Origin of the sequence: Mesorhizobium sp. B2-4-15 (assembly GCF_006658505.1) — a bacterium.
Lineage (GTDB): Bacteria > Pseudomonadota > Alphaproteobacteria > Rhizobiales > Rhizobiaceae > Mesorhizobium.
Genome location: NZ_VFUZ01000020.1, coordinates 15,346 through 41,774 on the forward strand (window position 1 = coordinate 15,346; position 26,429 = coordinate 41,774).

24 protein-coding genes are annotated in these 26,429 nt (G+C 63.0%); 13 read left to right on the forward strand and 11 right to left on the reverse strand.

All coding sequences use genetic code 11. From position 1 onward, the window contains the following. Positions 1-14 precede the first annotated feature (14 nt). Together FJ930_RS21780 and FJ930_RS21785 are read left to right on the forward strand one after the other, a co-directional pair. On the forward strand, positions 15-257 hold the full coding sequence (locus tag FJ930_RS21780; protein WP_140744779.1) for a type II toxin-antitoxin system VapB family antitoxin: 243 nt from the start codon (positions 15-17) through the stop codon (positions 255-257). After that, complete coding sequence (locus FJ930_RS21785) at positions 257-649, forward strand: type II toxin-antitoxin system VapC family toxin (protein WP_141840051.1); 393 nt, start codon at positions 257-259, stop codon at positions 647-649. Before FJ930_RS21780 ends, FJ930_RS21785 begins: the two co-directional genes overlap by 1 nt. 13 nt (positions 650-662) lie before the next feature. Here FJ930_RS21785 and proC read toward each other — a convergent pair whose 3' ends face one another. Further along, positions 663-1,478, reverse strand: coding sequence for a pyrroline-5-carboxylate reductase (gene proC / locus FJ930_RS21790; RefSeq protein ID WP_140744781.1), 816 nt, complete (start codon positions 1,476-1,478; stop codon positions 663-665). 298 nt (positions 1,479-1,776) lie between these two features. On the opposite strand from proC, the gene FJ930_RS21795 reads away from it, so the two are divergent. The 4 genes from FJ930_RS21795 to FJ930_RS21810 all read left to right on the forward strand — a co-directional run bounded on the left by FJ930_RS21795 (position 1,777) and on the right by FJ930_RS21810 (position 6,713). Next, entirely contained in the window at positions 1,777-2,853 is a 1,077-nt protein-coding gene (locus tag FJ930_RS21795; RefSeq protein ID WP_246676985.1) for a hypothetical protein, read from the forward strand. A gap of 180 nt (positions 2,854-3,033) precedes the next feature. After that, positions 3,034-3,933 (forward strand): bifunctional methylenetetrahydrofolate dehydrogenase/methenyltetrahydrofolate cyclohydrolase FolD, encoded by a 900-nt coding sequence (folD, locus tag FJ930_RS21800; RefSeq protein WP_141840052.1) that lies wholly within the window; start codon positions 3,034-3,036, stop codon positions 3,931-3,933. Positions 3,934-3,940: 7 nt separating this feature from the next. Continuing rightward, positions 3,941-4,960, forward strand: coding sequence for a GlxA family transcriptional regulator (locus FJ930_RS21805; protein WP_181763443.1), 1,020 nt, complete (start codon positions 3,941-3,943; stop codon positions 4,958-4,960). 94 nt (positions 4,961-5,054) lie between these two features. Next, complete coding sequence (locus FJ930_RS21810) at positions 5,055-6,713, forward strand: VWA domain-containing protein (protein ID WP_141840054.1); 1,659 nt, start codon at positions 5,055-5,057, stop codon at positions 6,711-6,713. A 58-nt stretch (positions 6,714-6,771) separates the two neighbouring features. On the opposite strand, the gene edd is transcribed toward FJ930_RS21810, so the two are convergent. From edd to zwf, 3 genes are all read right to left on the reverse strand, one after another. Continuing rightward, on the reverse strand, positions 6,772-8,595 hold the full coding sequence (gene edd, locus FJ930_RS21815; RefSeq protein ID WP_141840055.1) for a phosphogluconate dehydratase: 1,824 nt from the start codon (positions 8,593-8,595) through the stop codon (positions 6,772-6,774). A 73-nt stretch (positions 8,596-8,668) separates the two neighbouring features. Beyond that, the gene (pgl, locus tag FJ930_RS21820; RefSeq protein ID WP_141840056.1) at positions 8,669-9,385 is read right to left on the reverse strand and encodes a 6-phosphogluconolactonase; all 717 of its coding nucleotides are present in this window, start codon (positions 9,383-9,385) and stop codon (positions 8,669-8,671) included. Continuing rightward, a complete protein-coding gene (gene zwf, locus FJ930_RS21825) occupies positions 9,367-10,836 on the reverse strand; it encodes a glucose-6-phosphate dehydrogenase (RefSeq protein ID WP_140744786.1) in 1,470 nt (489 codons plus the stop codon). Before zwf ends, pgl begins: the two co-directional genes overlap by 19 nt. Positions 10,837-11,146: 310 nt before the next feature. Between zwf and FJ930_RS21830 the strand changes: the two genes are divergently transcribed. Both FJ930_RS21830 and FJ930_RS21835 read left to right on the forward strand, forming a co-directional pair. Further along, positions 11,147-11,893, forward strand: coding sequence for an SDR family oxidoreductase (locus FJ930_RS21830; protein WP_140744857.1), 747 nt, complete (start codon positions 11,147-11,149; stop codon positions 11,891-11,893). Positions 11,894-12,007: 114 nt separating this feature from the next. After that, entirely contained in the window at positions 12,008-13,312 is a 1,305-nt protein-coding gene (locus FJ930_RS21835; protein ID WP_141840057.1) for a Mur ligase family protein, read from the forward strand. A gap of 44 nt (positions 13,313-13,356) precedes the next feature. Here the strand turns inward: FJ930_RS21835 and FJ930_RS21840 are convergent, their stop codons facing one another. From FJ930_RS21840 to FJ930_RS21855, 4 genes are all read right to left on the reverse strand, one after another. After that, positions 13,357-14,229, reverse strand: coding sequence for an SH3 domain-containing protein (locus tag FJ930_RS21840; RefSeq protein ID WP_181176441.1), 873 nt, complete (start codon positions 14,227-14,229; stop codon positions 13,357-13,359). 379 nt (positions 14,230-14,608) lie between these two features. Next, positions 14,609-15,895, reverse strand: a complete 1,287-nt coding sequence (locus tag FJ930_RS21845; protein WP_141840058.1) for an FAD-binding oxidoreductase — start codon at positions 15,893-15,895, stop codon at positions 14,609-14,611. A 52-nt stretch (positions 15,896-15,947) separates the two neighbouring features. Continuing rightward, positions 15,948-16,313 carry a four helix bundle protein gene (locus FJ930_RS21850; protein WP_141840059.1) on the reverse strand — a complete coding sequence of 122 codons (366 nt, stop codon included), beginning with the start codon at positions 16,311-16,313 and terminating at the stop codon, positions 15,948-15,950. A gap of 40 nt (positions 16,314-16,353) precedes the next feature. After that, entirely contained in the window at positions 16,354-17,790 is a 1,437-nt protein-coding gene (locus tag FJ930_RS21855) for a glutamine synthetase family protein (protein WP_181763444.1), read from the reverse strand. Positions 17,791-17,937: 147 nt separating this feature from the next. On the opposite strand from FJ930_RS21855, the gene FJ930_RS21860 reads away from it, so the two are divergent. After that, positions 17,938-18,654 carry an HAD family hydrolase gene (locus FJ930_RS21860; RefSeq protein WP_140744791.1) on the forward strand — a complete coding sequence of 239 codons (717 nt, stop codon included), beginning with the start codon at positions 17,938-17,940 and terminating at the stop codon, positions 18,652-18,654. A 72-nt stretch (positions 18,655-18,726) separates the two neighbouring features. Here FJ930_RS21860 and FJ930_RS21865 read toward each other — a convergent pair whose 3' ends face one another. From FJ930_RS21865 to aceA, 3 genes are all read right to left on the reverse strand, one after another. Then, the gene (locus FJ930_RS21865; RefSeq protein WP_246676990.1) at positions 18,727-19,131 is read right to left on the reverse strand and encodes a response regulator; all 405 of its coding nucleotides are present in this window, start codon (positions 19,129-19,131) and stop codon (positions 18,727-18,729) included. A gap of 276 nt (positions 19,132-19,407) precedes the next feature. Beyond that, on the reverse strand, positions 19,408-19,650 hold the full coding sequence (locus FJ930_RS21870) for a hypothetical protein (RefSeq protein WP_006202762.1): 243 nt from the start codon (positions 19,648-19,650) through the stop codon (positions 19,408-19,410). Between the two features lie 57 nt (positions 19,651-19,707). Next, entirely contained in the window at positions 19,708-20,997 is a 1,290-nt protein-coding gene (gene aceA, locus FJ930_RS21875; RefSeq protein WP_141840061.1) for an isocitrate lyase, read from the reverse strand. Positions 20,998-21,233: 236 nt separating this feature from the next. Between aceA and FJ930_RS21880 the strand changes: the two genes are divergently transcribed. From FJ930_RS21880 to FJ930_RS21895, 4 genes are all read left to right on the forward strand, one after another. After that, positions 21,234-22,679 (forward strand): XRE family transcriptional regulator, encoded by a 1,446-nt coding sequence (locus tag FJ930_RS21880; protein WP_141840062.1) that lies wholly within the window; start codon positions 21,234-21,236, stop codon positions 22,677-22,679. A 155-nt stretch (positions 22,680-22,834) separates the two neighbouring features. Beyond that, on the forward strand, positions 22,835-23,788 hold the full coding sequence (locus FJ930_RS21885) for a DMT family transporter (RefSeq protein ID WP_141840063.1): 954 nt from the start codon (positions 22,835-22,837) through the stop codon (positions 23,786-23,788). Positions 23,789-24,113: 325 nt separating this feature from the next. Beyond that, a complete protein-coding gene (locus FJ930_RS21890; protein WP_140744796.1) occupies positions 24,114-25,211 on the forward strand; it encodes a polyamine ABC transporter substrate-binding protein in 1,098 nt (365 codons plus the stop codon). A gap of 76 nt (positions 25,212-25,287) precedes the next feature. Then, positions 25,288-26,427, forward strand: a complete 1,140-nt coding sequence (locus tag FJ930_RS21895) for an ABC transporter ATP-binding protein (protein WP_141840064.1) — start codon at positions 25,288-25,290, stop codon at positions 26,425-26,427. The last annotated feature ends 2 nt before the right edge of the window (positions 26,428-26,429 follow it).

The following is a 26,429-nucleotide window of genomic DNA, read 5'->3' on the forward strand; positions in this document are numbered from 1 at the left end:
CTGAGGATCGGCCAATGAATCTCCAGATCAGAGACCCGCGTGCCCGTGAACTGGCACAGCGGCTTGCCGCCAAACGCAAGATTTCGATGACCGAAGCGGTCATCGAAGCGCTTGAGTCTGAATTGAGACGGGAAAGCGGACGCGTTCCCCTGGCGAAGCGGTTGGCTGCCATCGCCGATGACCTTAAAGCCAAGGCCGGCCATGGCGGCCGGCCTGTGAGCAAGGATGAGATCGACGACATGTGGGGACACCCCTGATGTTCGTCGACACCTCCGTTGTCGTGGCAATTCTTTCGGGAGAAGGGGATGCCGCCGAGTGGAGCAACCGGATCGCGGCCGCACCTCTCAAGATTACGTCCGCGCTGGTGGTCCTGGAAGCGGCGATGCGCCTCTCCACCATGCTTGCTATCGAGCCGGTGGTCGCGGAAGTGGCGATAGAAGCCTTTCTGCGCGAGGCCGAAATCGAAATCGTGCCGATCGATGCCAGCGACGCCAAACTCGCGATCAGGGCATTTTCAGACTACGGAAAAGGACGTGGGCACCCCGCGCAGTTGAACCTTGCCGATTGCCTGTCCTATGCTTGCGCAAAGAACCATCGCTCGGTCTTGCTCTACAAAGGCAACGACTTTTCGCACACCGATCTCGCTTGACGGGATATCGGCGCTACTTCCCCAACTCGATTGACCGCAGCCGCGCTGCTTCGACAGCCCGGGTGAGCAGATTGGTCAGCCGGTCTTCGCCCATCAGCACACCAAGCGCGGCCGCTGTCGTCCCGTTCGGGCTGGTCACTTGCTGGCGGAGCACGCCCGGTTCCTCCTGGCTTTCGGCGGCAAGCGAGGCGGCGCCATAGACTGTCTGCATGGCGAGCAGCCTGGCGGTTGCCGCCGGCAGGCCGGCCTTTTCAGCGGCCACCGTGAGCGCCTCGATGAAATGGAAGATATAGGCCGGTCCCGATCCGGACACGGCGGTCACCGCATCCATCAGGCCTTCGTCATCGATGGTGGCGACCTCGCCGCTGGCCGACAGCAGGTCGGCGACGAAACGCTTGGCATCGTCGGAAACCAGGGGATTGGAAAACACCACCATCATGCCCTTGCCGATCGCCGCGGGCGTGTTGGGCATGCACCGCACGATCGGCGCACGCTTGCCCAGGATCTCCTCGAAGGTGGCGACCGGCGTGCCTGCGGCGATGCTGACGAAAGTGGTGCGGCCGTCGCCGAAACGCTTGTAGGCGGTGGTGGCGTCGCGGATCACCTGCGGCTTCACCGCGATGACGACGAGATCAGGCACGGCGTCGGCTGGAATGCCGCCGGCATCCGCTGCCGTGCTGCAGCCGAGAGCTGCGGCACGGTTGCGCAAATCGGTATTGGGCTCGACCACGAAGACCGCCGAAGGCCCCAGCTTGCCGGATTTCAGCCAGCCGCTGAGCATGGCGTAACCCATATTGCCGCAGCCGGCGAGAACGAGCCTGATCGTCATGGAAACCCTCCGAAGGAAGGCTCTGACATAGACGTTCGCGTCTCAGCGGGGAAGCCCTGTCAGGACGGACGGGATGATCGCGCGCCGCGAGCCTCGGTCGTGTGCTGGGAGCCATAGGCGGGAAAGCTTAACGTGCCATTCCGAGGCCCGAATGCGCTGCAATTCCAGTGCTCGAGGTTATGAAAAGCCTATGCACCGGCCTGCCAAAGTTAACCTTTTGTTTCCTATGCTTGTTTAGCGTGGCTTAACGAATGGCCGACCGCCGCTGCCAGGCGGCCAAAGAGTGAAGCTCCAAGAAATGGTCGACAGGGAAAACCGTGAAGACTGGAGGCGCGAGCGTTCATTGCTGGCGCTCGGCCAGGCCATACGCGGTGAGGACGGCAAGGACGCGTCCCTGGTCTCGATAGGGGACCGGGCGGATCCGGCATGGCGCGAAGACGCCGCCACGCGCCATCGCCTGGCCCGTTCACGGCGGGAGACGCGGACGGACCCGACACTGTCGGCCCTCGAAACAGAGCGGCTCCGGCGGGACGGACAGCCGAGAGCGACTGCACAGCACGACGACCTCGTGTCGATGCGCGAACTGGAGCGTGAGGCCGCCGCCAAGCGCACCGTCTATGAACAGTTCCTGCTGCGCGCCAAGGAACCCGGCGAACAGAAAGACATCAACACCGCCAACATGAATGTGATCTCCAAGGCCTTCGCGCCGCTCGAGGCGAAAGGCCCGTCACGGGCCGTGATGGCGCTTGCGGGCCGGCTCCTGGGTTTTGCCTCCGGTGTCGGCCGTGCGCTGATGGCGAGGCTGCGCAATGCCATGTCCCGCAAGCCATCCGACGAGGCTGACGACGGCATTTCCAGCGCGTTAGCCGCTTTTGGTGAAAACGCTCGGGCGGCGGATGCCGCCATGCCCTCCGGCCACCCGAATCTGGATTCGGTCTTCATGCCTCGGCCAGTGGTGTCGGACTATCCGCGGCCGTCTTTCCCCCCGGGCTTCGATACGACTTATTCCAGGCCGATGGGGCCGCCGTCGCGGTCACCCCTGCTGCCGCTGCCGGTCTATCCGGCTCCGCCGCCCTATCCCCATGCACAGCAGGCGGGGTATCCGCGGATGCGGCCGTGGCAGGCGCCATCGCCGGCAGGCTACCCCTACACTCAGGCCATGGCGGCGCCCTATGCCGGGCACATACCGTATCCACCGCAGCCCCCCGCATCGCCGCAACCATCGGCCTACCCGGTGCAGCCGCCGGTGGAACCCTCGCAAGTCGAGGAAGGTGCCGAACAGGCGCCGATCGACGAAATTCGCGCCAGCCTGCGGGAGTTCCGCGATGCGGTCCGCGAACTCGCCGAGAGCCGCGCCCGCCGCCGCTACTTCTGAGCCACAAGATAGGTTGCCGAGGCCGAACAAAACCATCCTGGTTTCGCGTAAACGGCATGGGAAGGCGCTTTGACGGGATTGCGTGCCGGAATTTTCGTGACAATGCCGCGCTGCATGTTGCCGGCGCCGCATCGTGTTTTCTGAACGCGGCGTTGGGTGAAACGATGTTGAGGGTGGTTCATGGTTGAAGTGATCGACGGAAAAAGCGTTGCCGAAGACGTGGTGCGGACGGTGAAGACCCTGACCGCCGAGCTGGTCGCCAAAGGCAACGCCAAACCCGGTCTGGCCGTGGTCATCGTCGGCGAGGATCCGGCGAGCCAGGTCTATGTCGCCTCCAAATCCCGCACCGCCAAGGAATGCGGTTTCCATTCGCTGCAACACACGCTGCCGGCCGAGACTTCCCAGGACGCACTGCTGCGGATCATCGCCGAACTCAACGCCGATCCGGCCATCAACGGCATTCTGGTGCAGCTTCCGCTGCCTGCCCATATCGACGCTGGCAAGATCATCCAGGCCATCGCGCCACAGAAGGATGTCGATGGCTTCCATTTCATCAATGTCGGCAAGCTCGGCACCGGCGAACTCGACACCGCCTTTGTTCCCTGCACGCCCGCCGGCTCGATGCTCCTGATCGAGCGCGTGCGCGGCAAGGATTTGTCCGGCCTCACCGCCGTCGTCGTCGGCCGTTCCAACATCGTCGGCAAGCCGATGGCCAATCTCCTGCTTGCCGCTAACTGCACCGTCACCATTGCCCACAGCCGCACCAAGGACCTCCCGGCGCTTGCCCGCACGGCCGACATACTTGTCGCCGCCGTTGGTCGCCCGGAAATGATCAGGGGCGATTGGGTCAAGCCCGGCGCCACCGTCATCGATGTCGGCATCAACCGCATTCCCGCGCCGGAAAAGGGCGAGGGCAAGTCGCGCCTCGTCGGCGATGTCGCCTATGCCGAAGCGGCCAAGGCGGCAGGCGCCATCACGCCGGTGCCAGGTGGAGTCGGGCCGATGACCATTGCCATGCTGATGGCCAATACGTTAGCTTCGGCCTACCTTTCGGCCGGGTTGAAACGGCCCTCCTTCTGAGCCTGGGTTGACCCTGAAAGCCGCAGCTTTGCCTAACCCCACAATTTCCCCGGAACGGCCGGTCACGAATGATCCCGTTCAGGGTGGCCGGCATTTCGCCTTCCTGTTGGTCGACAAGTTTTCCATGTTCTCGCTGGCGGCCGCGATCGACACGTTCCGTTCGGCGAACCGGCTGCTTGGCCGCGATTTCTACGGCTGGACCACGGTGTCGGCCGACGGCGATCCGGTGATGGCGTCCAACGGCCTGCCGCTCAAGATCGACTACAGCGTCGCCGACCTGCCGCCGGTCGACATCCTCTTCGTCTCGGTCGGCCTGACGACGGAATTCCCCGGCAAGAGCAAAGTCCTGGCGGCGTTGCGCAGCTGGGGGCGGCGCGGCAATGCGCTTGGCGCGCTGTCGGTTGGTTCCTACCTTTTGGCCGAGGCCGGGCAGCTCGACGGTTACCGCTGCACCATCCATTGGGAGAACCGCGCCGGCTTCATGGAGCGCTTCCCCGACATCAACTGCACCGGCAATGTCTTCGAGATCGACCGCAAGCGCTACACCTGCGCCGGCGGCACCACCTCGATCGACCTGATGCTGGAGATCGTGCGCGGCGATTTCGGCTCCAACCTCGCCAATGGCGTCGCCAACCAGTTCCAGCACGAGCGCATCCGTTCGGCCGGCGACCGCCAGCGCGTCGGACCTGAACGCGATCTGACAGGCAAATCGGAAAAGCTGCGGCGCATCGTCGAACTGATGGCGGACCACCTCGACGAACCGCTGTCGGCGGTGCAACTCGCCAAGTCGGCCGGCCTTTCGGTGCGCCAGGTGGAGCGCCTGTTCCTGCGCCATCTCAATGTCACGCCCGGCCGCTACTATATGCGGCTGCGGCTGGAGCGGGCACGTGAATTGCTGCGCCAGACCAACATGCCGATCCTCGATGTGGCAATCGCGACAGGCTTCACCTCGCATTCCTATTTTGCCCAGAGCTACCGGCTGCAGTTTGGCAGGCCGCCCTCGGAAGAGCGCCGCACCACCTATTGAGCCACCGCTCGGTCGACAGGGCGCGTGCGGGCTTGTATCCCGGGACGCGCTCAAATAGCTTCGGCCGGCGGACGGGGCTACTCAGGAGATGGCGATGGCGGGACTTGCACGGAGCGTCGCTGCGGCGATCCTCCTTTTGTCGATGACGACGTTCGGCTTTGCGGCGAACAAGGTCATCATCATTCTCGACGCTTCCGGGTCGATGTGGGCGCAGATCGACGGCAAGCCCAAGCTCGAAATCGCCCGTGAATCGCTGAGGACCGTGCTTCAATCGGTTCCCGCCGAAGACGAGATAGGCTTCATGGCCTATGGCCACCGCGAAAAGGGCAGCTGCGATGACATCCAGCTGATCGTGCCGCCTCAGGCGGGCTCGGCAAGCGCCATCACGGCCGCCGCCGACAGCCTGAAATTCCTTGGCAAGACGCCGCTGACGGCGGCCGTCAAGCAGGCGGCCGAAGCCCTGAGATACACCGAGGACAAGGCGACCGTCGTCCTTATCACCGATGGGCTGGAGACCTGCGGCGGCGATCCTTGTGCGCTTGGCAAGGAGTTGAAGGCGTCAGGTGTCGATTTCACCGCCGACGTCGTCGGCTTCGGCCTGACCGCTGACGAAGGCAAGCAGATTGCTTGCCTCGCCGACAACACGGGCGGCAAGTACATCCAAGCCTCCGACGAGAAGGCGCTGCAGGAAGCCTTGGTCCAAACCGTCGCGGCGCCGGCGCCCGAACCAGCACCCGCCCCCGCTCCGGCACCGGCGCGGGCAAAGCTCGAGTTCAATTTCATGCCGACCGTGGTGCTGGCCGAGGGCGGCGATCCCGTCACAGACGGCAATGCCTGGGAAGTCTACAAGGCCAAATCAGACGGCACGCGCGGCGACAACATCACCACCGAATACGGCGACTACAAAGCCAACCTGGAACCGGGCGACTACGTCATCGTGGCGCGCGACGGCGAGGCCAAGGTGGAGCAGAAGATCAAGATCGAAGCAGGCCAGGCCTACAAGCCGGTTTTCACCTTGAATGCCGGCACGCTCATCCTGCATCCGCGTCCCAGCCAGGGAGCCGAGGTGGCCAACGGGGCGGCTGTCGTGATCGCCTATCCGGGCGTCGACAACCCCCCGACCTACTATGGAGAGACGAAAGCCGTATTGCCCGCCGGCGACCAGAAAGTGACTGTCACGATCGGACAGGGCGTGGTCACCGAAACGATTCCGCTTGCTGCGGGCAGGGTGGTCGACAAGGACATTATCGTTGGCGTCGGCCATGTCGTTGCCAACGCATATTATACAGTCGGCGGCGACAAGGCCGACGGTTCAGGCATCGGCTTCAAGGTGCTCAAGGCCAAGAAGAAGATCGATGGCACCCGCGAGGAGGTCACCTATGCCTATGGCCCCGACAGCAAGTTCGACCTGTCGCCCGATGACTATGTGCTGGTCGCCACGGTTGACCTCGCCGTCGTCGAGCAGCCCTTCAGCATCAAGGCCGGCGACAATCAGGACGTGAAGGTGACGCTCGATGCGGGTGTGCTGGCCATGACCGCCCCCGGTGCCTATTCGGTCGAGGTGCTGTCGTCGAAAAAGGATATCGAGGGCAAGCGCAAGTCACTCGGCCTGAGTTATGGCGACACCTGGCAGCAGACCGTTCCGGCCGGCGACTATGTGGTTGTCCGTCACATGTCCGACGAAGGCCACGACAAGGAAATGCCGGTGACGGTGAAAGCCGGCGAACGCGCCGAGATCACGGTCCAGCCGTGATGCCGTTTTCCGCTGGTCGTAAAAAGGACGGCTTCGAGCCGCCCTTTTGCGTATGAACTCAGGCGGTCCCGAACGCGCTGGCGCCGTGATCGGCGCGGCCCACCAGCTGCCGCAAGCCGGCGAAAAGCTCGCGTCCGAAGCCGAACTCGTTGCCGATGAGGTCGGCTTCGGCGGCGCGGCGCAGCGCGAATTCCGTCCCCGGCACCAGCACCTCCAGCGTTCCGGCATCGGCGTCGAGGCGGATGATGTCGCCGTCATGGATCCTGGCGATCGGCCCGTCCTCGACCGCCTCCGGCGTCACATGGATCGCCGCCGGCACCTTGCCGGAAGCGCCAGACATCCGTCCGTCGGTCACCAGCGCGACGCGCTGGCCGCGATCCTGCAAGATGCCGAGCACGGTGGTCAGCTTGTGCAGTTCCGGCATGCCGTTGGCCTTCGGCCCCTGGAAGCGGATGACGGCAATGAAATCGCCGGTCAGCGTGCCAGCCTTGAAGGCGTCGTTCAGGCCCTGCTGGCTGTCGAACACCTTGGCCGGCGCCTCGATGATGCGCCGTTCCGGCTTGACCGCGGAGGTCTTGATCACGGCGTGGCCGAGATTGCCCGAAAGCACCTTCAGGCCGCCCGTCGGCTGGAACGCTTTCTTGAACGGCGCCAGCACCTTTTCATCGCCGCTGGCGCGCGGCGCGGCTTCACGCACCACGCTTCCCTCGGCACCGAGCTTTGCCTCGACCGCATAGGGCCGCAAGCCTTCGCCCCACACCGTCTGCACGTCCTCGTGCAGCACGCCCTCGTCGAGCAATTCGCGGATCAGGAAGCCGAGGCCACCGGCGGCATGGAAATGGTTCACGTCGGCAAGGCCGTTCGGATAGACGCGTGCCAAAAGCGGCACTGCTTCCGAGAGGTCTGAAATATCCTGCCAGGTCAGCGCGATGCCGGCTGCAGCCGCCATGGCGATCAAGTGGATCGTGTGATTGGTCGAGCCGCCGGTGGCGTGCAGGCCGACGACGCCGTTGACGACGGAACGTTCGTCGATCATGCGCCCGGCCGGCGTATACGCATTGCCGAGCGCGGTGATCGCCAGCGCCCGCTTCGTCGCCTCGCGGGTCAAGGCTTCGCGCAACGGCGTGCCGGGATTGACGAAGGAGGCGCCGGGCGTGTGCAGGCCCATGATCTCCATCAGCATCTGGTTGGAATTCGCCGTCCCGTAGAAAGTGCAGGTGCCCGGCCCATGATAGGATTTGGACTCCGCCTCGAGCAGTTCGGGCCGTCCGACCTTGCCTTCGGTATAGAGCTGGCGGACCTTGGCTTTCTCGTCATTGGGCAGGCCGGTCGTCATCGGCCCCGCCGGAATGAAAACCGCCGGCAAATGGCCGAAGGTCAGTGCCGCGATCACCAGTCCGGGCACGATCTTGTCGCAGACGCCGAGATAGACGGCGGCATCGAACATGTTGTGCGACAGGCCGATCGCGGCGGCCATGGCAATCACGTCGCGCGAAAATAGCGACAACTCCATGCCGGGCTGGCCTTGTGTGACGCCATCGCACATTGCAGGCACGCCGCCGGCCACCTGGGCGATGCCGCCGGCCTCGCGCGCGGCCTCCTTGATCAGGGCCGGGTAGGTCTCGAACGGCTGATGCGCCGACAGCATGTCGTTGTAGGAGGTGATGATGCCGAGATTGGGCACCTTGTCGGCGCCGAGCGCCAGCTTTTCCGAAGGGCTGCAGACCGCAAAGCCATGGGCAAGGTTGCCGCAGGACAGCACCGACCGGTTGGCGGTCTGGTTCGCTGCGCCGGCGATACGGCCGAGATAGGCCTCGCGGCCCGCCTTCGAACGTTGGCGGATGCGTTCCGTGATGGCTTCGATGTCGCGTCTTGCGGTCATGGCGGTCGGTCCTTTCAGACGAGGTCCCGGAAACATCCTCCCGCGGTTTGCCGGGACCACAGTAAACGTGAAATCAGGGCGCCCAGAAAACCTCTACGGGTCTGGGGGCGGCGTCGAGTACGGCTCGGACCGGCTTTCGCGGCCCGGGCGCGACAGCGCCGTCGAAAGCGGTGCGCTTATCCTCGCCTTCTATGTGCAGCGCGATGAAACCGGCGTCGATGATGCGCGCCAGCGAGAGCGTCAGTCGTGGCTCGCCGGCACTTGCCGCGTGAACCGGCAGGATGATCCGGTCGGATGCCGGATCGAGCAACCTCGGCAGACCGTCGGCATCGGGAAAGAACGAGGCGGTGTGGCCGTCCGGCCCCATGCCGAGCACCACGACATCGAGCGGCCAGGGCAGGGAGCGCAATGCCGCATCGTCGGATGCCGCCGCAGCCTCGATGCCGGCGGCCTCATGATAGAGCGGCACGAAACGCGCCGCTTTGGCCGCGTTCTGCAACAGATTGGCGGCCACCAGCCCGGCATTGGAGCGGGGCGAGGAGGCCGGCACGAAGCGCTCGTCGACCAGCGTCACGATCACCTTGTCCCAGGCGATCGGCGCCGCCGAAAGTGCGGCGAAGAATTTCGCCGGCGTCGTGCCGCCGGAGACAGCCAGCAATGCCGTGCCGCGCTCGGCCATCGCCTTGGTCAGGTGGTCGGCAACGCGACCGGCCAGCGCCGCAGCCAGTGCCGGGCGGTCGGGAAAGGCGTTCCAGTTGTAGCTGGTGCTGTTCAATTGCTCTCGTGCCATGTCCGCCCGTCGCGTTCGATCAGTGCTATCGAGGCCGATGGCCCCCAGGTGCCTGCCGTATAGCCCTGTGCTTCCTGCCTGGCGCTTTCCCAGGCGTTCTGGATCGGGTCGATCCATTTCCACGCCGCCTCGACCTCGTCGCGGCGCATGAACAGCGTCTGGTTGCCACGGATGACATCCATGATCAGCCGCTCATAGGCGTCGGGCGCGCGGCCGTCGAAGGATTGCGCAAAGCTCATGTCGAGCGAGATCTGGCGCAGCCGCATGCCGCCCGGACCCGGATCCTTGATCATGATGAACTGCTTGACGCCTTCGTCCGGCTGCAGCCGGATGACCAGCTGGTTGGCGAAGATGGGGCCGGCACTGTCGCCGAAGATCGAATAGGGGATCGGCTTGAACTCGATGACGATTTCCGAGACGCGGGTCGCCAGCCGCTTGCCGGTCCTGAGATAGAAGGGAACGCCGGCCCAGCGCCAGTTGCCGATTTCGGCCCTGATGGCGACGAAGGTCTCGGTGTTGCTGTCCTTGCCGAGTTCCTCGACATATCCTTTGACCGGACCGCCGGCGGACGCGCCGGCGCGATACTGGCCGCGTACCGTGTGTTTCGGCGCTTCGTTGCCGTTGATGCGTTTGAGCGCCCTCAGGACCTTCAGCTTCTCGTCGCGCACGGCGTCCGCGTCCATCGAGGACGGCGTTTCCATGGCAACCAGGCACAGGAGCTGCAGCATGTGGTTCTGCACCATGTCGCGCAGCGCGCCGGCCTTGTCGTAGTAGGTGACGCGGTCCTCCAGTCCCACGGTCTCGGCGACGGTGATCTGCACATGATCGATCTGGGCGGAATTCCACAAAGGCTCGTACAGCGCATTGGCGAAGCGCAGCGCCATCAGGTTCTGCACCGTCTCCTTGCCGAGATAGTGATCGATGCGGAAGATCTGGCTTTCGTGGAAATCGTCGCCCACGGCGTCGTTGAGCGCGCGCGCCGAGGCAAGGTCGCGGCCGATCGGCTTCTCCAGCACGATGCGCGAGTTCGGCGTGATCAGCTTGTGCTCCTTGAGCTGGTGCGAGATATCGCCGAACAGCGCCGGCGCCACCGCCAGATAGAAGGCGCGGATGCAGTCGCTGTCGCCGATCGCCTTCTTCAGCTTGTCGAAGCCGGCGCCGGTGGTCGCGTCCGCCGCGACGTAGGTTAGCCTAGCCAGGAATGTTGCCAGTTCCTTCGGGTCGATGTCTGCTGGCTTCACATGGTCCGAGATCGCCTGCTTGGCAAAGGCCCGGAATTCCTCGTCGCTCATTTTCGAGCGCGACGTGCCGATGATGCGCGTCGGCTCGGAGAATTGATGGTCGCGCTGGCGATAGTAGAGCGACGGCAGGAGCTTGCGCTCCGACAGGTCGCCGGTACCGCCGAAGATGATGAAGTCGAAAGGGTCGACGGGGATGATCTGGCTGGTCATGGTCTGTCCGCTTTGACGCCGCTCGCGAGTATGCGGCTGATATATTCTAATCGATTTAAATTTTCCAGTGCCATGGTGTCACATCAAGGACCGATCGCTGGATAATGCGTGGGTCCACATGTGCGCTTGACACTGGCGACAGCCGGAGGCTTGTCGGTGAACGAAGACTCCAGAAGCTTTCGCAGTTGCAGCATAGAACGTGAATGTGACGAAAGCTAAGGGGGAAATCTCGCGGTGTGGACCGCATCTGCCGTCAGCCTGTTGTGCAAGCTGTGGAATGATCTCGAGGATATCAATGAGCGGGAAAAGCATGCGTCTGGAAAACAAGGTTGCCGTCATCACCGGTGCGGCCTCGGGCTTTGGCGAAGGCATGGCCAGGCGCTTTGCCGAGGAGGGCGCCAGGGTCGTTGTCGCCGATCTCAACGCCAAGGGGGCGGAGCGCGTCGCCGGCGAGATCGGCGAGGCGGCGATCTGGACGCAGACCGACGTTTCGCTGCGCTCTGAATTCGACGAGATGGTCTATGCCGCCAAAAGCGCCTTCGGCCGTATCGATATCATGGTCAACAATGCCGGATTCACGCATCGCAATAGCGACATGCTCAAGGTTGACGAGGAAACCTTCGACCTGATCACGGCCGTCAACATGAAGGCGATCTACCATGCCGCCCTTGCGGTGGTGCCGATCATGGAGCGGCAAGGTGGCGGCGTCATCCTGACCACGGCCTCCACCGCGGGGCTGCGGCCACGGCCCGGTCTCACCTGGTACAATGCCTCGAAGGGTTGGGCCATCACCGCCACCAAGTCGATGGCTGTGGAACTCGCGCCGAAGAACATCCGCGTCAACTGCCTCTGCCCGGTCGCCGGCGAGACGGGCATGCTGGAGAAGTTCATGGGCGTCGATACGCCCGAAATCCGCGAGACATTCCGCGCCTCGATTCCGCTCGGCCGGCTGTCGACGCCGCTCGATATCGCCAATGCGGCACTGTGGCTGGCATCGGACGAAGCCGCTTTCATCACCGGCGTGGCGCTGGAGGTCGATGGCGGCCGCTGCATCTGAAGCGCATCTTCGACAAGCCAGGCAATGGCAATCGTCGATTTGACCGCAACCGGCCTCGATTTGACTTGAGGTTCCCGCGGCCTAGAGTTCTTCCCGAGGCCAGGGGCCGGTGCGATGAACGCGAGATTGCGGAAAGTTCGCGAAAACCTGCGGCAGCGCGTCAGGGCCTACAGGGCGAGGCGCGCCCGCGCGAAAAGCAAGGCGACCTTCATCGGCGTTACCGGCAGTTCGGGAAAATCGACCGTCACGGCGCTGCTTGGGCATATATTGGCCGCCCACGGGCCGACCTATGCGCGAGTTTTCGCCAACACCATCAAGTCGCTGGTCAGCACGCTCTACAAGCGCATGAAGCGAGCGGGCGAGGTCGATTATGTCGTTTTCGAAGCTGGGGCCTTTGGCATCGATACGATCCGGCCAATGGCGGAAATGCTGCAGCCGCATGTGGCTATCGTCACCATGGTTCGCCTTGAGCATTTTGCCAGTTTCAGGACCCTGGAAAACATTGCCGTCGAAAAACGTGCATTGGTCGAGGCGTTGCGGCCGGACGGCCTTGCCGTCCTCAATGCCGACGACCCCCTGGTGGCCGGCATGGCTGAAGGCGCCAGATGCCGTGTCGTCACCTTCGGCAGGTCGCAACTGGCCGATTATCGTGTGACAGACATTCACGCCGCCTATCCGGATCGGCTGACGCTTTCGATCCATTGGCGCGGAGGCGTACTTGAGCTTCAAACGCCATTTCCAGCCGAGCACTTCTGGTTGCCGACCGCTGCTGCCGTGGCGACGGCGCTCGAACTCGGTGTTCCGCCGGACAAGATTGCCACCCAGATGGCGACGTTCCAGCCATTGGCAAATCGCTGTGCCGTGCTTGTCACCGAAGGCGGTCCGCAATTCGTTGTCGATGCCGCCAAGGCACCCTGGCATTCGATCAATCTTGCCTTGGATGTGATGGCCAAGGCGAGTGCTGGCCGAAAACGCATCGTGCTTGGCCAGATTTCGGATTATTCCGGCTCGACCAAGAAATACGCCTACGCCTACCAAACCGCGCGGGAAATCGCCGATCAGGTGATCTACGCCGGTGACAATGCGCATCGCTCCGGGGCGGGGCAGGCTGACCGCGACAGCGGCCGATTTGTCGAGCTTCGCACGGCGAAGGAAGTCTCCGACCACATCAAGCGCACGGCGGTGCCGGGTGAGCTGATTCTCCTCAAAAGCTCTTCAAACCTTCACCTGGAGCGCGTGGCGCTCGCCTGGACGCATGATGTCAGATGCTGGATTCCCGTCTGCGGCAAGCGGGAGGGCTGCGATACTTGCGGCCTGTACGAAGTTCCTTTCGAGCAGCATGGCGAGCATGTCAGGCAACGCAGGCGCGCCAAAAGATGGCAGCGGCTGCGACGCATGTTCGGCGGCAGGTCGTCGTAGTCCCGGCAGCTGAGGCCGGCCTCGGCTGCACATGCGCAAGTCCGTTACGCGCCGGTCTTGATATAGCTCTTGTAGACCCAGCCGGTCTTGCCGTTATAGACGATCTGGCACCACTTCTTGCAGCTCATCACCTGCACCGAGGTCTTGGCGGGCACCGTGACGATGGCGGCTGCATTCTTCTTCGGACTGCTGCGCATGGTCACTGGCCGGAGAATTCGCCCGGTGCCGGCCGCAGCTGCCTTGTGCGGCTTGGCCTTGTCCTTGCCGCCATTATCCTCGGCCGCCGCCGGCTGCTGTTCCGGTACTTGCGGCTGAACCTCCGGAATGGCGGCAGTCTGTGCGCCATCGGGATTGCTGGCTGCCGCCGGTGCTGGCGCGGCAACCTTGGCCAGCTCGGTGGCGGCATCGTTGTCGGCCGACGGTTGAGCAAACGCCGCCACGGCGGCTGGTTTGTCCGTCGGCTGCTCGGTCTTGCCTGCGGTCGGGCCGGTGGAAGCCGGGGCGGGAGCCGATACGGTTTTTGCCTGCGAGCCGGTCCAGCGAGGGTCATTGGCCGCAAGCGCGGGAATGGCGGCCTCGGCGACAGCCACGGCCGGTGAAACCTGATTGGCCTTGTGCGCCGCCCGCGGCACCGCTGCCGCGGCCACTGTCGTTCCCGATGGGGCGATCTTCGTCGTTTTCACGGGGGTGGCCGGAATCGTCTGTTCAGTGCTGGCGACCGCTTGCCGCTCGCTAGCCGGCAATGCCAGCCAGAGCGCGACCGCAGCCACGCCAAGCAGCGCGGCGGTGCCGATCGCGGCAATCACCAGATGAGAATTCGAACGGACTTCCTGCCAAAAGGACGGACGCATGTCATAGCCGAACTGCATGGCAAAGCGCCGACGTTCCGGAGCACCGAAACTGAAGGGCTCTTTCACTCTTGCCACCTCCATAAGCGGGCCGGTGTTCTCTCGATCAAATCCCGCAAATCATGCGTCTGATCAGCATCGGTCCCAAAACACGCGGGAAGGCCCGCAACAATCCCCGAACAATCGCCCAGATGCGGACCTTTCGCCCGCGATTGTGGCATCAGTGCGCCATTATGAGAGATTCTGCGCTTTTGCCGGGAATTCCGCAATGTCCCGCCCGGGCAACAAATATTACATGGATATTACAATATTATACGGGATCGTGATCGCACGGGGTCGTGGCGATCCCAAGCGCACGGCGTCGAAACGGGTTCAGTCGACGCCCTTTAAACCCTATTTTCGTGAATGTCGTTCGCCCGAAAAGCGGGTCGCTTTCGGGCGACATGCATCAGATCCTGTCGCGCAGCGCGAACCAGTTGAGCGCCAGGAAAAGCAGCGGCGCGCGCAAACGGCGGCCGCCGGGAAATGGCGGAATTTTCAGGTCCTCGATCAGTTTCAGCCGGTCGCGGTTGCCGGCGACGGTCTCCGCGTAGAGCTTGCCGAAGAAGTTCGACAGCGTGACGCCGTGGCCGGAATAGCCGCCGGCCGAGATCACATTCGGCATCACTTCGCGCACAAACGGTTTTCTCGGCATTGTGATGCCGACATAGCCGCCCCAGCCATGGGTGATCTCGACATCACTCAGCGCCGGATAGAGTTCGGCGATCTGACGGCGGATATGGATGTGGATATCTTTTGGGTCGTTGACGCCATAAACCTCGCGTCCGCCGAAAAGCAGCCGGCCGTCCGCCGACTTGCGGAAATAGCGTACGACGAAGCGCGAATCATCGACCGACTCGCCGCCTGGCAGAACTTCTGAATCCGCTCCCAAGGGCACTGTCGCGCCGATGAACGACCCGATCGGCATGATGTGCGCGGCGCTCACCGGCTCGAGCGTACCGCCATAAGCATTGACGGCGATCAGGCATTTCTGAGCGCTCACCGTACCTCTCGGCGTCGAAACCTTGACCTTGCCGCCAGCGGAAATGATGCCGGTCGAAGATGTCCCTTCGAAGAGCCGCGCGCCTGTCTTTGCCGCCACCCGCGCCGTGCCGATCACCAGCTTCATGGGATGGATATGGCCGGTGCCGGTATCGCGCGTGCCGCCAAAATAGGCGGTCGAGCCCAGCCGCTCCGCCGTTTCCTTGGCATCCATGAACGAGATGTGCGGGTAGGAGAAACGTTTGGCCATGATCTCGGCATGCGCCTTGTAGTCGTCGACATAGCGCGGCTTGTGCGCCACCGAAAGCTGGCCCGGCACGTAATCGATCTCGATCTGGTTGGCGGCGGCGAATTCAAGCAGATGCGCCTTCGCCTCCTCGGCGAGATCGAACAGCGCCTTGGCGCGGGACAAGCCGTATTCAGCCTCGAGATCCTCGGCCCAGGCGCGCTGCCCAGTGCCAAGCTGACCGCCATTGCGCCCGGACGCGCCATCGCCGAAGCGGTGAGCTTCGATCAGGACGACATTGGTCCCTGCCTTGGCCAGATGCGTCGCCGCCGACAGACCAGTGAAACCGCCGCCGATGATGACCACGTCACAGGTCCGGTCACCGTCCAGCGCCGGATATTCAGGCCGTGGCCCGGCCGTATCCTCATACCAGGAGCGGCCGGGAGAAATCGGGGATTGGTAGGGCATGATGCTCACGGTAGGGCAGTAGGGCAGTAGGGCAGTAGGGCAGTAGGTAGAGCTATTCCGGCGACAATTTGCGGATCAGAAGCCGCAAGAGCGTTCCCACGCTCTCACTCCGAGTCATCAACGGTTCGGTTGCCTCATGGGAGGTGATCCCGACGCGCCGTGCGATCAGCAAATGGGTCTCCAATTCCTTGAGCGATCCCTGCGCAATCCTGAGAAATTGCTGATAGGAAGCTCGGCTTTCTCGCCCATAACCCTCGGCGATATTGGCAGGCACGGAAGTGGCTGCCCTGCGCAGCTGAGCTGTCAATCCATAGAGCTCTTCTTTCGGCCAGGCTTTTGTCGTTTCGTAGATTGAGACGGCAAGATCCATGGCTTGCTGCCAGACGACCAAATCTCTGTATGATTCGATCTTCGCCATAGTCTTCCCCTACTGCCCTACTGACTTACTCCCCTATTCCCTAAACGTTCAGCAGCAGATATTCCCTCTCCCACGGACTGATCACCTCCATGAAGGTCTCGAATTCCGCCCGCTTGATCGCGGCGTAGGTGGCGGCGAAGGACTTGCCCAGGATCGCGCCGAGTTCTTCGTCGCCTTCGAACAGGTCGACGGCTTCGAGCAGGCTGCGCGGCAGGTCGATCTCGTCGGCATTGGCGGTGGTCAGCACCGGCGGTTCGGCCTTGATCTTGTTGGTGATGCCGATCAGTCCGCAGGCAAGCGAAGCCGCCAGGGCCAGGTAGGGATTGGCGTCGGAGGACGGGATGCGGTTTTCAACGCGTCGCGCCGCCGGGTCGGAACGCGGTACGCGGAACGCCGTGGTGCGGTTGTCATAACCCCATTTGTTGTTGACCGGAGCCGAGGCCGCCTGTGTCAGCCGGCGATAGGAATTGACATAGGGCGCGAACATCACCAGCGCGTTCGGCACATGCTTCTGCATGCCGCCGATGAAATGGAAGAAGTCCTCGGTTTCCGAGCCGTCCTCGGCCGAAAAGATGTTCCGGCCCGTCTTCTTGTCGATGATCGACTGATGGATATGCATGGCCGAGCCCGGCTGGCCCTGGATCGGCTTGGCCATGAAGGTCGCATAGATCTCATGCTTGAGCGCCGCCTCGCGAATGGTGCGCTTGAACATGAACACCTGGTCGGCAAGCTCGACGGGATCGCCGTGGCGCAGGTTGATCTCAAGTTGGCCCGCACCCTCTTCATGGATGAGCGTATCGATCTCCAGGCCTTGTCCTTCGGAGAAATGGTAGATGTCGTCGATCAGTTCGTCGAATTCGTTGACGCCGGCGATCGAATAGCCGGCGCCGCCGCCGATCGCGCGCCCCGAACGGCCGACAGGTGGGGTCAGCGGATAATCCGGATCCGGATTCTTGCGCACGAGATAGAATTCGATCTCGGGCGCTACCACCGGTTTCAGCCCGAGCTTGTCATAGGCGGCAATGACGCGCTTCAGCACGTTGCGCGGCGTGAACTCCACCGAGCGGCCATCCTGATGCACGAGGTCGCAGATGACGGCGGCCGTCGGATCCTCTTCCCAAGGCACCACCGTCAGCGTCGACAGGTCCGGCATCAGTTTGAGGTCGCCGTCATCCTCGGGATAGTGGAAGCCGTTGCCGTCCTCGGGATAGCCGCCGGAAATCGTCGTCATGAAGACGGCCGAAGGCAGGGCCAGCGAGGTGTTGGAGGTGAATTTCTTCGACGGCATCATCTTGCCGCGTGCGACACCCGCCTGGTCAGGCGTGATGCATTCGATATCCTCGATGCCGCGCCATTCAAGCCAGGCGCTGACTTCCTTCCAGTTCTTGACGCCACGTTGATTTTTTACGAAGGCAGGCGTGCGGACACGTCCTCCGCGGCTCGACGGACGGACTTCCTTTTTTGCAGGCGGCATCATTCACCAGATAGAGTTGCGGATTTCGGAGTATAGCCGTGGCCAGCGATGGAAGGGAAGGGGAGCCATTGCCGGCATTTGCCGCCGCGGTTGAAAATCGCCCTCGGGTCGGCTTAGATTCGGCTTGTCCTTGAGTCCAGGAAGTCGGCGATGCGAACCAGCAGCGAAGTAACCACGATAGGCTTCGACGCCGACGATACGCTTTGGCAGAACGAACAATTCTTCCGCATGACGGAGAAGCGCTTCGCCGCCATGCTTGCCGATCATGGCGAGGAGAAGCAGATTTCAGCCCGATTGCTCGAGGCCGAACGGCGCAACCTTGCCGTTTATGGTTTCGGCATCAAGGGATTTACTCTGTCGATGATCGAGACGGCGATCGAGGTCACCGATGGGCGCGTGCCGGCTGCGGTCATATCGGAAATTCTCGATGCCGGCCGTGAGATGCTGAACCATCCGATCGAGCCCTTGCCGCACGCGCGCGAGACGGTGGAGAAGCTCGCCGGCACATTCCGCCTCGTGCTGATCACCAAGGGCGACCTCTTCGACCAGGAGCGCAAGCTGGCCGGGTCCGGCCTCGGCGATCTGTTCGACGCGGTCGAGATCGTCAGCGACAAGAGTGCCGCGACCTATGCGCGCCTCTTCAGCCGCCACGGTGACGGTCCCGCGAAGAGCATGATGGTCGGCAATTCGCTGAAGTCGGACGTGGTGCCGGCCATCGAGGCCGGCGGCTGGGGTGTCCATGTGCCGCACGAACTGACCTGGGTGCTCGAGCATGTCGAGGCGCCCGTCGCCGAGCCGCGGTTCCGTCAGATAGCCGATCTTGGACTGTTGCCCGCACTGGTCGAAAGCATCGGGAAATCGGGCTGATCGCCGCCTCAACTCTTGTTTTTGCGCAATTCCGTACGGAAAAACCGTTGCGCACTTTTCTCCGGAATTGCTCTACCGGCTGATCAGGCGATCGATCACCGGTTGCAGCCGCTCAGGCGTGATCGGCTTGGCGACCACCACATCGACGACGCTCGACAGGCCCAGGCTCTCGGGCGTGCCATTCTTGGTTGAAAGCAGGATCACGGGAGGAAGCGATTTGCCCGAAGTCCGCCGCAACGTTTCGATGCCGGACATCAGGTTGTCGCAGTCCCTGTTGTCGGAGCCGCCGTCCAGCACAATCACGCCGGGCACGAGCGACCGCAAGGTCCTCGCCGCCGTATCGGGCGATTCCGAGATCGGTCTGAGCCCGGAACGCTCGACAATCTTCGATACCACCACTCGGTTGATCGGCGATTTCCCGACAACGAGCACTTGCGAGCGATCGCGGATAGTCTCGGCGCTGGAATGCCGGCTAATCTGATTCGGATGTTTTGTGGTCTCGCCCTCACGATTCACTGGGCACCCAAGTCGGCCAAGTTCGCCCCCATTTCAATGCAGAGTTGAAATCTGAGGACAATTGGCGTGAGATCGTGGCTCGTGTCAAGTTGAAATAAAAGGCCTCTGCTTTGCCCCTAAAAACAATGGACTCAAGCAACAGTACTGTACTGAACTGTCCAGAATCTGATTGCGTAAAAATAAAATTCACCTGCGCACATTGTGCGCAGGTGAAGGGTCGGTTCGAACGATTTCCGATCAGCCATGGCTCTGCTGTGTCACGATCACCGGGATCAGCAGATCGCCCCAATTGCCGTCGCCGCCATGGTGCCTTGCCGAGCGCACCAGCTCCACCGAGACGCCCGCCTCGACTGCCTTCATCACCGACTGGTTGAGTCTGTGCAGATCGTTGGCGAGCATGCGGATCGTCGCCTGCTGGTCGACGCTCATCGTGGTCGATTGCTCTTCCGCCCGTTCCTTGACGCGGCTTATCGATGCCATTGGTCTTCTCCTGTCCTTGAAGCCCTGTAGGGCGTTTCCTCGGTGTTTTCTGATCCGCTATTCCGCGGCCGGTTTGAACTGTGCGTGCTCGGTCGATTCATGCATGGCGGTGGTCGACGACTTGCCGCCGGTGATCGCCATCGACACCGCATCGAAATAGCCGGTGCCGACCTCGCGCTGGTGCTTGGTCGCGGTGTAGCCATTGGCCTCCGCGGCGAACTCGGCTTCCTGCAGTTCGGAATAGGCAGCCATCTGCCTCGCCTTGTAGCCGCGCGCCAGTTCGAACATGCCGTAGTTGAGCTGGTGGAAGCCGGCCAGCGTGATGAACTGGAACTTGTAGCCCATGGCGCCGAGCTCCCTCTGGAACTTGGCGATCGTCGCGTCGTCGAGATTCTTCTTCCAGTTGAACGATGGCGAGCAATTATAGGCCAGCAGCTTGCCCGGATGGTGCTTGCGCACGCCCTCGGCGAACTTTTTGGCCTGTGCCAGGTCGGGCTTCGAGGTCTCGCACCAGATCAGGTCCGCATGGGGCGCATAGGCGACGGCCCGCGCGATGCAGGGCTCGATACCGTTCCTGACCTGGTAGAAGCCTTCCACCGTGCGCCCGGCGTCATAGTCGACGAAGGGCTGATCGCGCTCGTCGATGTCGGAAGTCAGAAGCTTGGCGGCTTCGGCGTCGGTGCGCGCCACGACCAGCGTCGGCGTGCCCATGACGTCGGCGGCCAGCCGCGCGGCGTTGAGGTTGCGGATGTGCGCCGCGGTCGGGATCAACACCTTGCCGCCGAGATGGCCGCACTTCTTTTCCGACGCCAGCTGGTCCTCATAGTGGACACCGGCGGCACCCGCCTCGATGAACGCCTTCATGATCTCGAAAGCGTTGAGCGGCCCGCCGAAGCCGGCTTCGGCGTCGGCGACGATAGGCGCGAACCAGGTCTCGACCGAAAGCCCGTTGCCTTCGGAGGTTTCGATCTGGTCGGCGCGCTGCAGCGTGCGGTTGATGCGCTTGACGAGCTCCGGCGCGGCATTGGCCGGATAAAGCGACTGGTCGGGATACATCGCCGAGGCTGTGTTGGCGTCGGCGGCGACCTGCCAGCCAGACAGATAGATTGCCTTCAGCCCGGCGCGCACCTGCTGCATGGCCTGGTTGCCCGACATGGCGCCGAGCGCGTTGACGAAGTCTTCCTCATGGATGAGCTTCCACAGCCGGTTGGCTCCCATTTCGGCGAGGCTCTGGCGGATCTGCACCGACCCGCGCAGCCGCTTCACGTCCTCCGGCGAATAGGGACGTTCGATGCCGTCGAAGCGACCTTCCGGCGCCGAGGGGACAAGGTTGTAAATATCAGTCATGGTCACTCCGAAAGATTGCTGCACGCTGTCCGCATGCCGATTGGCTTCGGCATCGGTATGTGACTAAGTTTACATTGCGGCGCAAAATGAGCCAGAAAAATCGGGAAGCTTAGCCGGATATAAGGGAAAATCTGTATTGTGTTTGACACGAACGCGCTGTAAATTTGTCAACACTGTAAAAGGCGGCAGGCTGAGAACTTCGCGGCTATCGTGTAAATTTATGTCAAGGGCATGTGATGGCTGACCAGAAGATTTTCGCCGGACCGCGCATCCGCCGTATCCGCAACGCCAAGGGCCTGACCCAGACGGCGATGGCCGAGGGGCTCGGCATCTCGCCCTCCTATCTCAACCTGATCGAGCGCAACCAGCGGCCGCTGACGGTGCAGCTTATCCTCAAGCTGGCGTCCGTCTACAAGGTCGACCCACACGAGCTGCAGGGCGAGGCAAGGGGATCGGTCGCGGCCTTGAAGGAGGTCTTCACCGATCCGCTGCTGGTCGGCGAGTTGCCTGGAGACCAGGAACTGATCGAGCTTGCGGAGGCGGCGCCCAACGCCTCGGCCGCGGTGATAAAACTATTCCGTGCCTATCGCGAGCAGGCCGAGCGGCTGTCCGACCTCAACGAGCTTCTGGCGCGGGAGGGGCGGGCGACGGCGCTTTCCGGCGCCCGCTTGCCGATCGACGAGGTGCATGAGACCTTCGAGCGGCGACCGAACCATTTCGCCGGGCTCGAGGAGGAGGCCGAGGCGTTCACCGCGGTGCTCGATCCCGGTGACGACCTGTTCGGTGCGCTCAAGGCCTGGCTGAAGCGCGAATACGGCATCGTGGTCAAGGTGCTGCCGGTCGCCACCATGCCCAACTGGCGCCGCCGCTATGATCGCCATTCGCAACGCCTGTTCCTGTCCGAGCGGCTGTCACCGTTCGACCAGTTGCGGGAAGTAGCGACGGAGGCCTGCCTGATCCGCATGACGGTCGCGGTCGCCGGCGAAATCCAGGCGCTCAAACTGACCACGGACGAAGCCCGCAGGCTCGCCCGTTTCGAGCTCGGCCGTTATGCCGCGCATGCGTTGATGATGCCCTACCAGGCCTTTCACGCGGCCGCCATTCGCGCTCGCTATGACATCGACGTCCTGCGCTCGCGTTTTGGCGTCTCCTTCGAACAGGCGGCGAACCGGCTCACCATGCTGCAGCGGCAAGGCACGCCAGGCGTGCCGTTCTTCATGCTTGAGGTCGACAATGCCGGGAACCGCTTTCGTAGAGCCGGCAGCCAGGGCTTTCCGCACAGCCGCTTCGGCGGCGGCTGCCCCAAGCTGCCCGTGCATGCCGCCTTCACCCAGCCGGGCCAGGTCTTCGTCGAGGCGGTGGAAATGCCTGACGGCGCCGAGTTTCTGTGCATTGCCCGCACGCTGGAAGGCCCGCAGGGCGCGTTCTCCGAGCGTCCGCGCCGCACCGCTCTGCTGCTCGGTTGCGACATCGGCTTTCGCGACGACATCGTCTATGGCGCGGCACTGCCCGGCTCGGCTGCCGGGAAGTCGGGCCCAGGCACTGTCGTGGCGACGCCTGTCGGGCCCGCCTGCCGGCTCTGCGAACGCGTCGGCTGTCTGGCGCGTGCCGAACCGCCGGTGACACGTCCGCTCGGCCTCGACGAGATGGTGACCGGCCTGAGTGCCTTCGACTTCCAGTAACGCGGTGGATTCCGATAGAGCGGTCGTGAGGTGCCACAATCGTCCCCGGGCTCTGGATCACGCCCGGCCCGCGCGTTTGCGTTACGCGAACGGAGTACATTTTGGTCGTCCCCTGGCGCATCGTCCCGTCCACAAAAACTCGACAGTCGCGGCCCATGACAGACGCAGCATCATCACGGAGCCTTGTTGCATCGACCGCCTCGCGGCGCGAGGAGCGCATCGGCTTCCTGCTGGTGTTCCTGTCGGCGCTGATGTGGAGTTTCGGCGGCACAATCGCCCGCTTCATCACTGCCGGCGATACCTGGACGGTGGTGTTCTGGCGCTCCGTGTGGGCCGCCGCCTTCCTGCTCTGCTTCATGGTCTGGCGTGACGGTTGGCGCGGCATGCTGAAATCATTCCGCGACATGGGCCTGCCCGGCCTTGCGGTCGGGTTCTGCTTCGCCATCGCGTCGACCGCCTTCGTCGTGGCTCTCGCCTATACCACCGTCGCCAACATCCTTTTGATGCAGGCCGGCGTGCCGCTTCTGGCGGCGCTGTTTGCCTGGGCTCTGTTTCGCGAACGGGTTGGTGTCGTGACCTGGGTGGCGATCGCCGCCGTTATCGCCGGCGTCGCCATCATGGTGTCGGAATCGCTCGATGGCGCGGTATCGCCCATAGGCGACGGGCTGGCGTTGCTGATCGCATTCATGTTCTCGATCGCCACAGTCATCACCCGGCGGTTCTCCAGTGTGCGCATGACGCCGGCGACCTGTCTCGGCACGATTCTGGCCGCGGGCTTTGCCGCCTCACAGGCCTCGACCTTCTCGGTCTCGCCCGGTGACATGGGTTTTCTGTTCGCCTTCGGCGTGGTCAATCTCGGCATTGGCCTCGCCTTCTTCGCCACCGGCGCTCGGCTGATCCCGGCGGCAATCGCGGCACTGCTCGGCACATTCGAGCCTATTCTTGGGCCGATATGGGTATGGCTCATCCATTCCGAAGTGCCGTCCGGACGTACCATCATCGGCGGTGCGGTGGTGGTCACGGCACTGCTTGTCCATATCGGGCTTGAATTCAAGCGCCAGGCACGGCCGCAACGGGCAGGGGTTACCGGAGTGCCGTCGCCTAATTGATGCCGGCACCGATGCTTTGCCATTGACAACGTTGCTGCCGCCCGGGCAGGCTGTGAACACGGCAACAACAAGACAGGCGTATCTTGCCAAGTCTCCCCGGCAACCCGATCGAGACCGGACCATATTTCTGTATTTCTGTCCGCGCGGTGGCGAAAGCTTCTGACGGCGCCGTGATTCCCTCCAGTCCGAGACGATTCCTGGGCTGCGTCGGGCGCGCCGATTGGCGCTTGTTGTCCCCTGGAAAGCTCAATAGTCTGAAGCAAATGCCCGGCCGCGCGCACGCCGCGACGAGTCGGCGATGGAACACTCACCAAAGGAGAATAGCATGATCCGCAAAGCGCTATGGCTTTCGGCGACCTCGGTATTTCTGGCGCTTTTGACGCCCGCGGGGCACGCCGAGGACCGCGTCGTCAATGTCTTCAACTGGTCCGACTATATCGACCCGACGATCATCGACGACTTCACCAAGAAGACCGGCATCAAGGTCGTCTACGACACGTTCGATTCCAACGAGATACTGGAAACCAAACTGCTTGCCGGCGGCAGCGGTTATGACGTCGTCGTGCCGAGCGGCAATTTCCTTGCCCGCCAGATCCAGGCCGGCGTGTTCCAGAAGCTCGACAAGTCGAAACTGCCGAACCTCTCCAATATGTGGGACACGGTTTCGGAACGGACCGCCAAATACGATCCGGGCAACGAGTATTCGATCAACTATATGTGGGGCACGGTCGGCATCGGCTACAACATCAAGAAGGTGCAGGCGGCACTTGGCACCGACAAGATCGACAGCTGGGATGTGTTCTTCAATCCCGAGAGCTTGGCCAAGCTGAAGGACTGCGGTGTCTACGTGCTGGATTCGCCGGCCGACATCATTCCGGCGGCGCTGAAATATGTCGGCCTCGACCCGAACAGCACCTCGCCCGATGACATCGCCAAGGCCGAGGACGCCTTGATGAAGGTCCGCCCCTTTATCAGGAAATTCCACTCGTCCGAGTACATCAATGCCTTGGCCAATGGCGACATTTGCCTGGCCATCGGCTGGTCCGGCGACGTCTTCCAGGCGCGCAACCGCGCCAACGATGCCAAGCAGGGCGTGGAGATCGGCTATTCCGTGCCGAAGGAAGGCGCCCAGATGTGGTTCGACCAGATGGCGATCCCGGCCGATGCGCCGCATGTCGCCGAGGCGCATGAATTCCTCAACTACATGATGACGCCGGACGTGATCGCCAAATCGTCGAACGCCGTGCTCTACGCCAACGGCAACAAGGCGTCGCAGCAATTCGTCGACAAGGCGCTGCTGAGCGACCCGGCCGTCTATCCGGACGACGCGACGTTGCAGAAGCTCTATACCGTCTCGCCATACGATCCCAAGACCCAGCGCGTCATCACGCGTACCTGGACCAAGATCGTCACCGGCCAGTAAGTCATGGGATACGGCCCCGGCAGCCAACTGCCGGGGCCGCCTTTCCTTTGGGGAATTTTGAAGCACGGAGTTGGAAATGAAATCGCTTGGCAGCATCCGCAGGGATTTCGCGCCATGGAACGACCCGAGCGCCAAGCCATACATCCAGTTCGACAACGTCACCAAGAAGTTCGGTGACTTCACCGCCGTCAACAATTTGTCACTGACCATTTTCGAGCGCGAATTTTTCGCCCTGCTCGGCGCGTCGGGTTGCGGAAAGTCGACGTTGCTCAGGATGCTTGCCGGTTTCGAGGAACCCTCGGCCGGCCGCATCCTGCTCGATGGTCAGGATCTGCGCGGCATTCCGCCCTATCGCCGACCGGTCAACATGATGTTCCAGTCCTATGCCCTGTTCCCGCACATGACGGTGGAGAACAACATTGCCTTTGGCCTGAAGCAGGAGGGCATGCCGAAGGCCGATATCGAAAAGCGCGTCGCCGAGATGCTGAAGCTGGTCAAGCTCGAGCAGTTCGCCAAGCGCAAGCCGCACCAGCTCTCCGGTGGCCAGCGCCAGCGCGTCGCGCTCGCCCGCTCGGTCGCCAAGCGGCCGAAGGTGCTGCTGCTCGACGAGCCGCTCGGCGCTCTCGACAAGAAGTTGCGCGAGGAAACCCAGTTCGAACTGATGGACTTGCAGCAGGAGCTTGGCCTGACCTTCGTCGTCGTCACCCACGACCAGGAAGAAGCGATGACCATGGCCGACCGCATCGCCATCATGGACAAGGGCGAAGTGATGCAGGTCGCGACGCCGGCGGAGGTTTACGAGGCCCCGACGTCGCGCTTCGTGGCGCATTTCGTTGGCAACGTGAACATGTTCGAAGGCAAGGTTGCCGAGCGGACCGACAAGACAACACGCATCACCGGCACGACCGGAGCCCAGATCGTCGTCGAGAATGGCGCCGCCGCCGCGACAGGCGCCGACATCATCTTCGCCATCAGACCTGAGAAGATCAGGGTGTCGTCGAAGAAGCCGGCCGACGCCCTCAACGCATTGGAGGGCGAAGTCTACGACATCGCCTATCTCGGCGACATGACCGTCTATCACGTCAGGCTGGATGACGGGCAGCTCGTGCGGGCAAGCGCCTTGAACGCGGCGCGCGTGAGCGAGGATCCGCTGACCTGGAACGACCGCGCCTGGGTGTCCTTCCGGCCCGACGCCGGCGTCGTCCTGACACGGTAGGG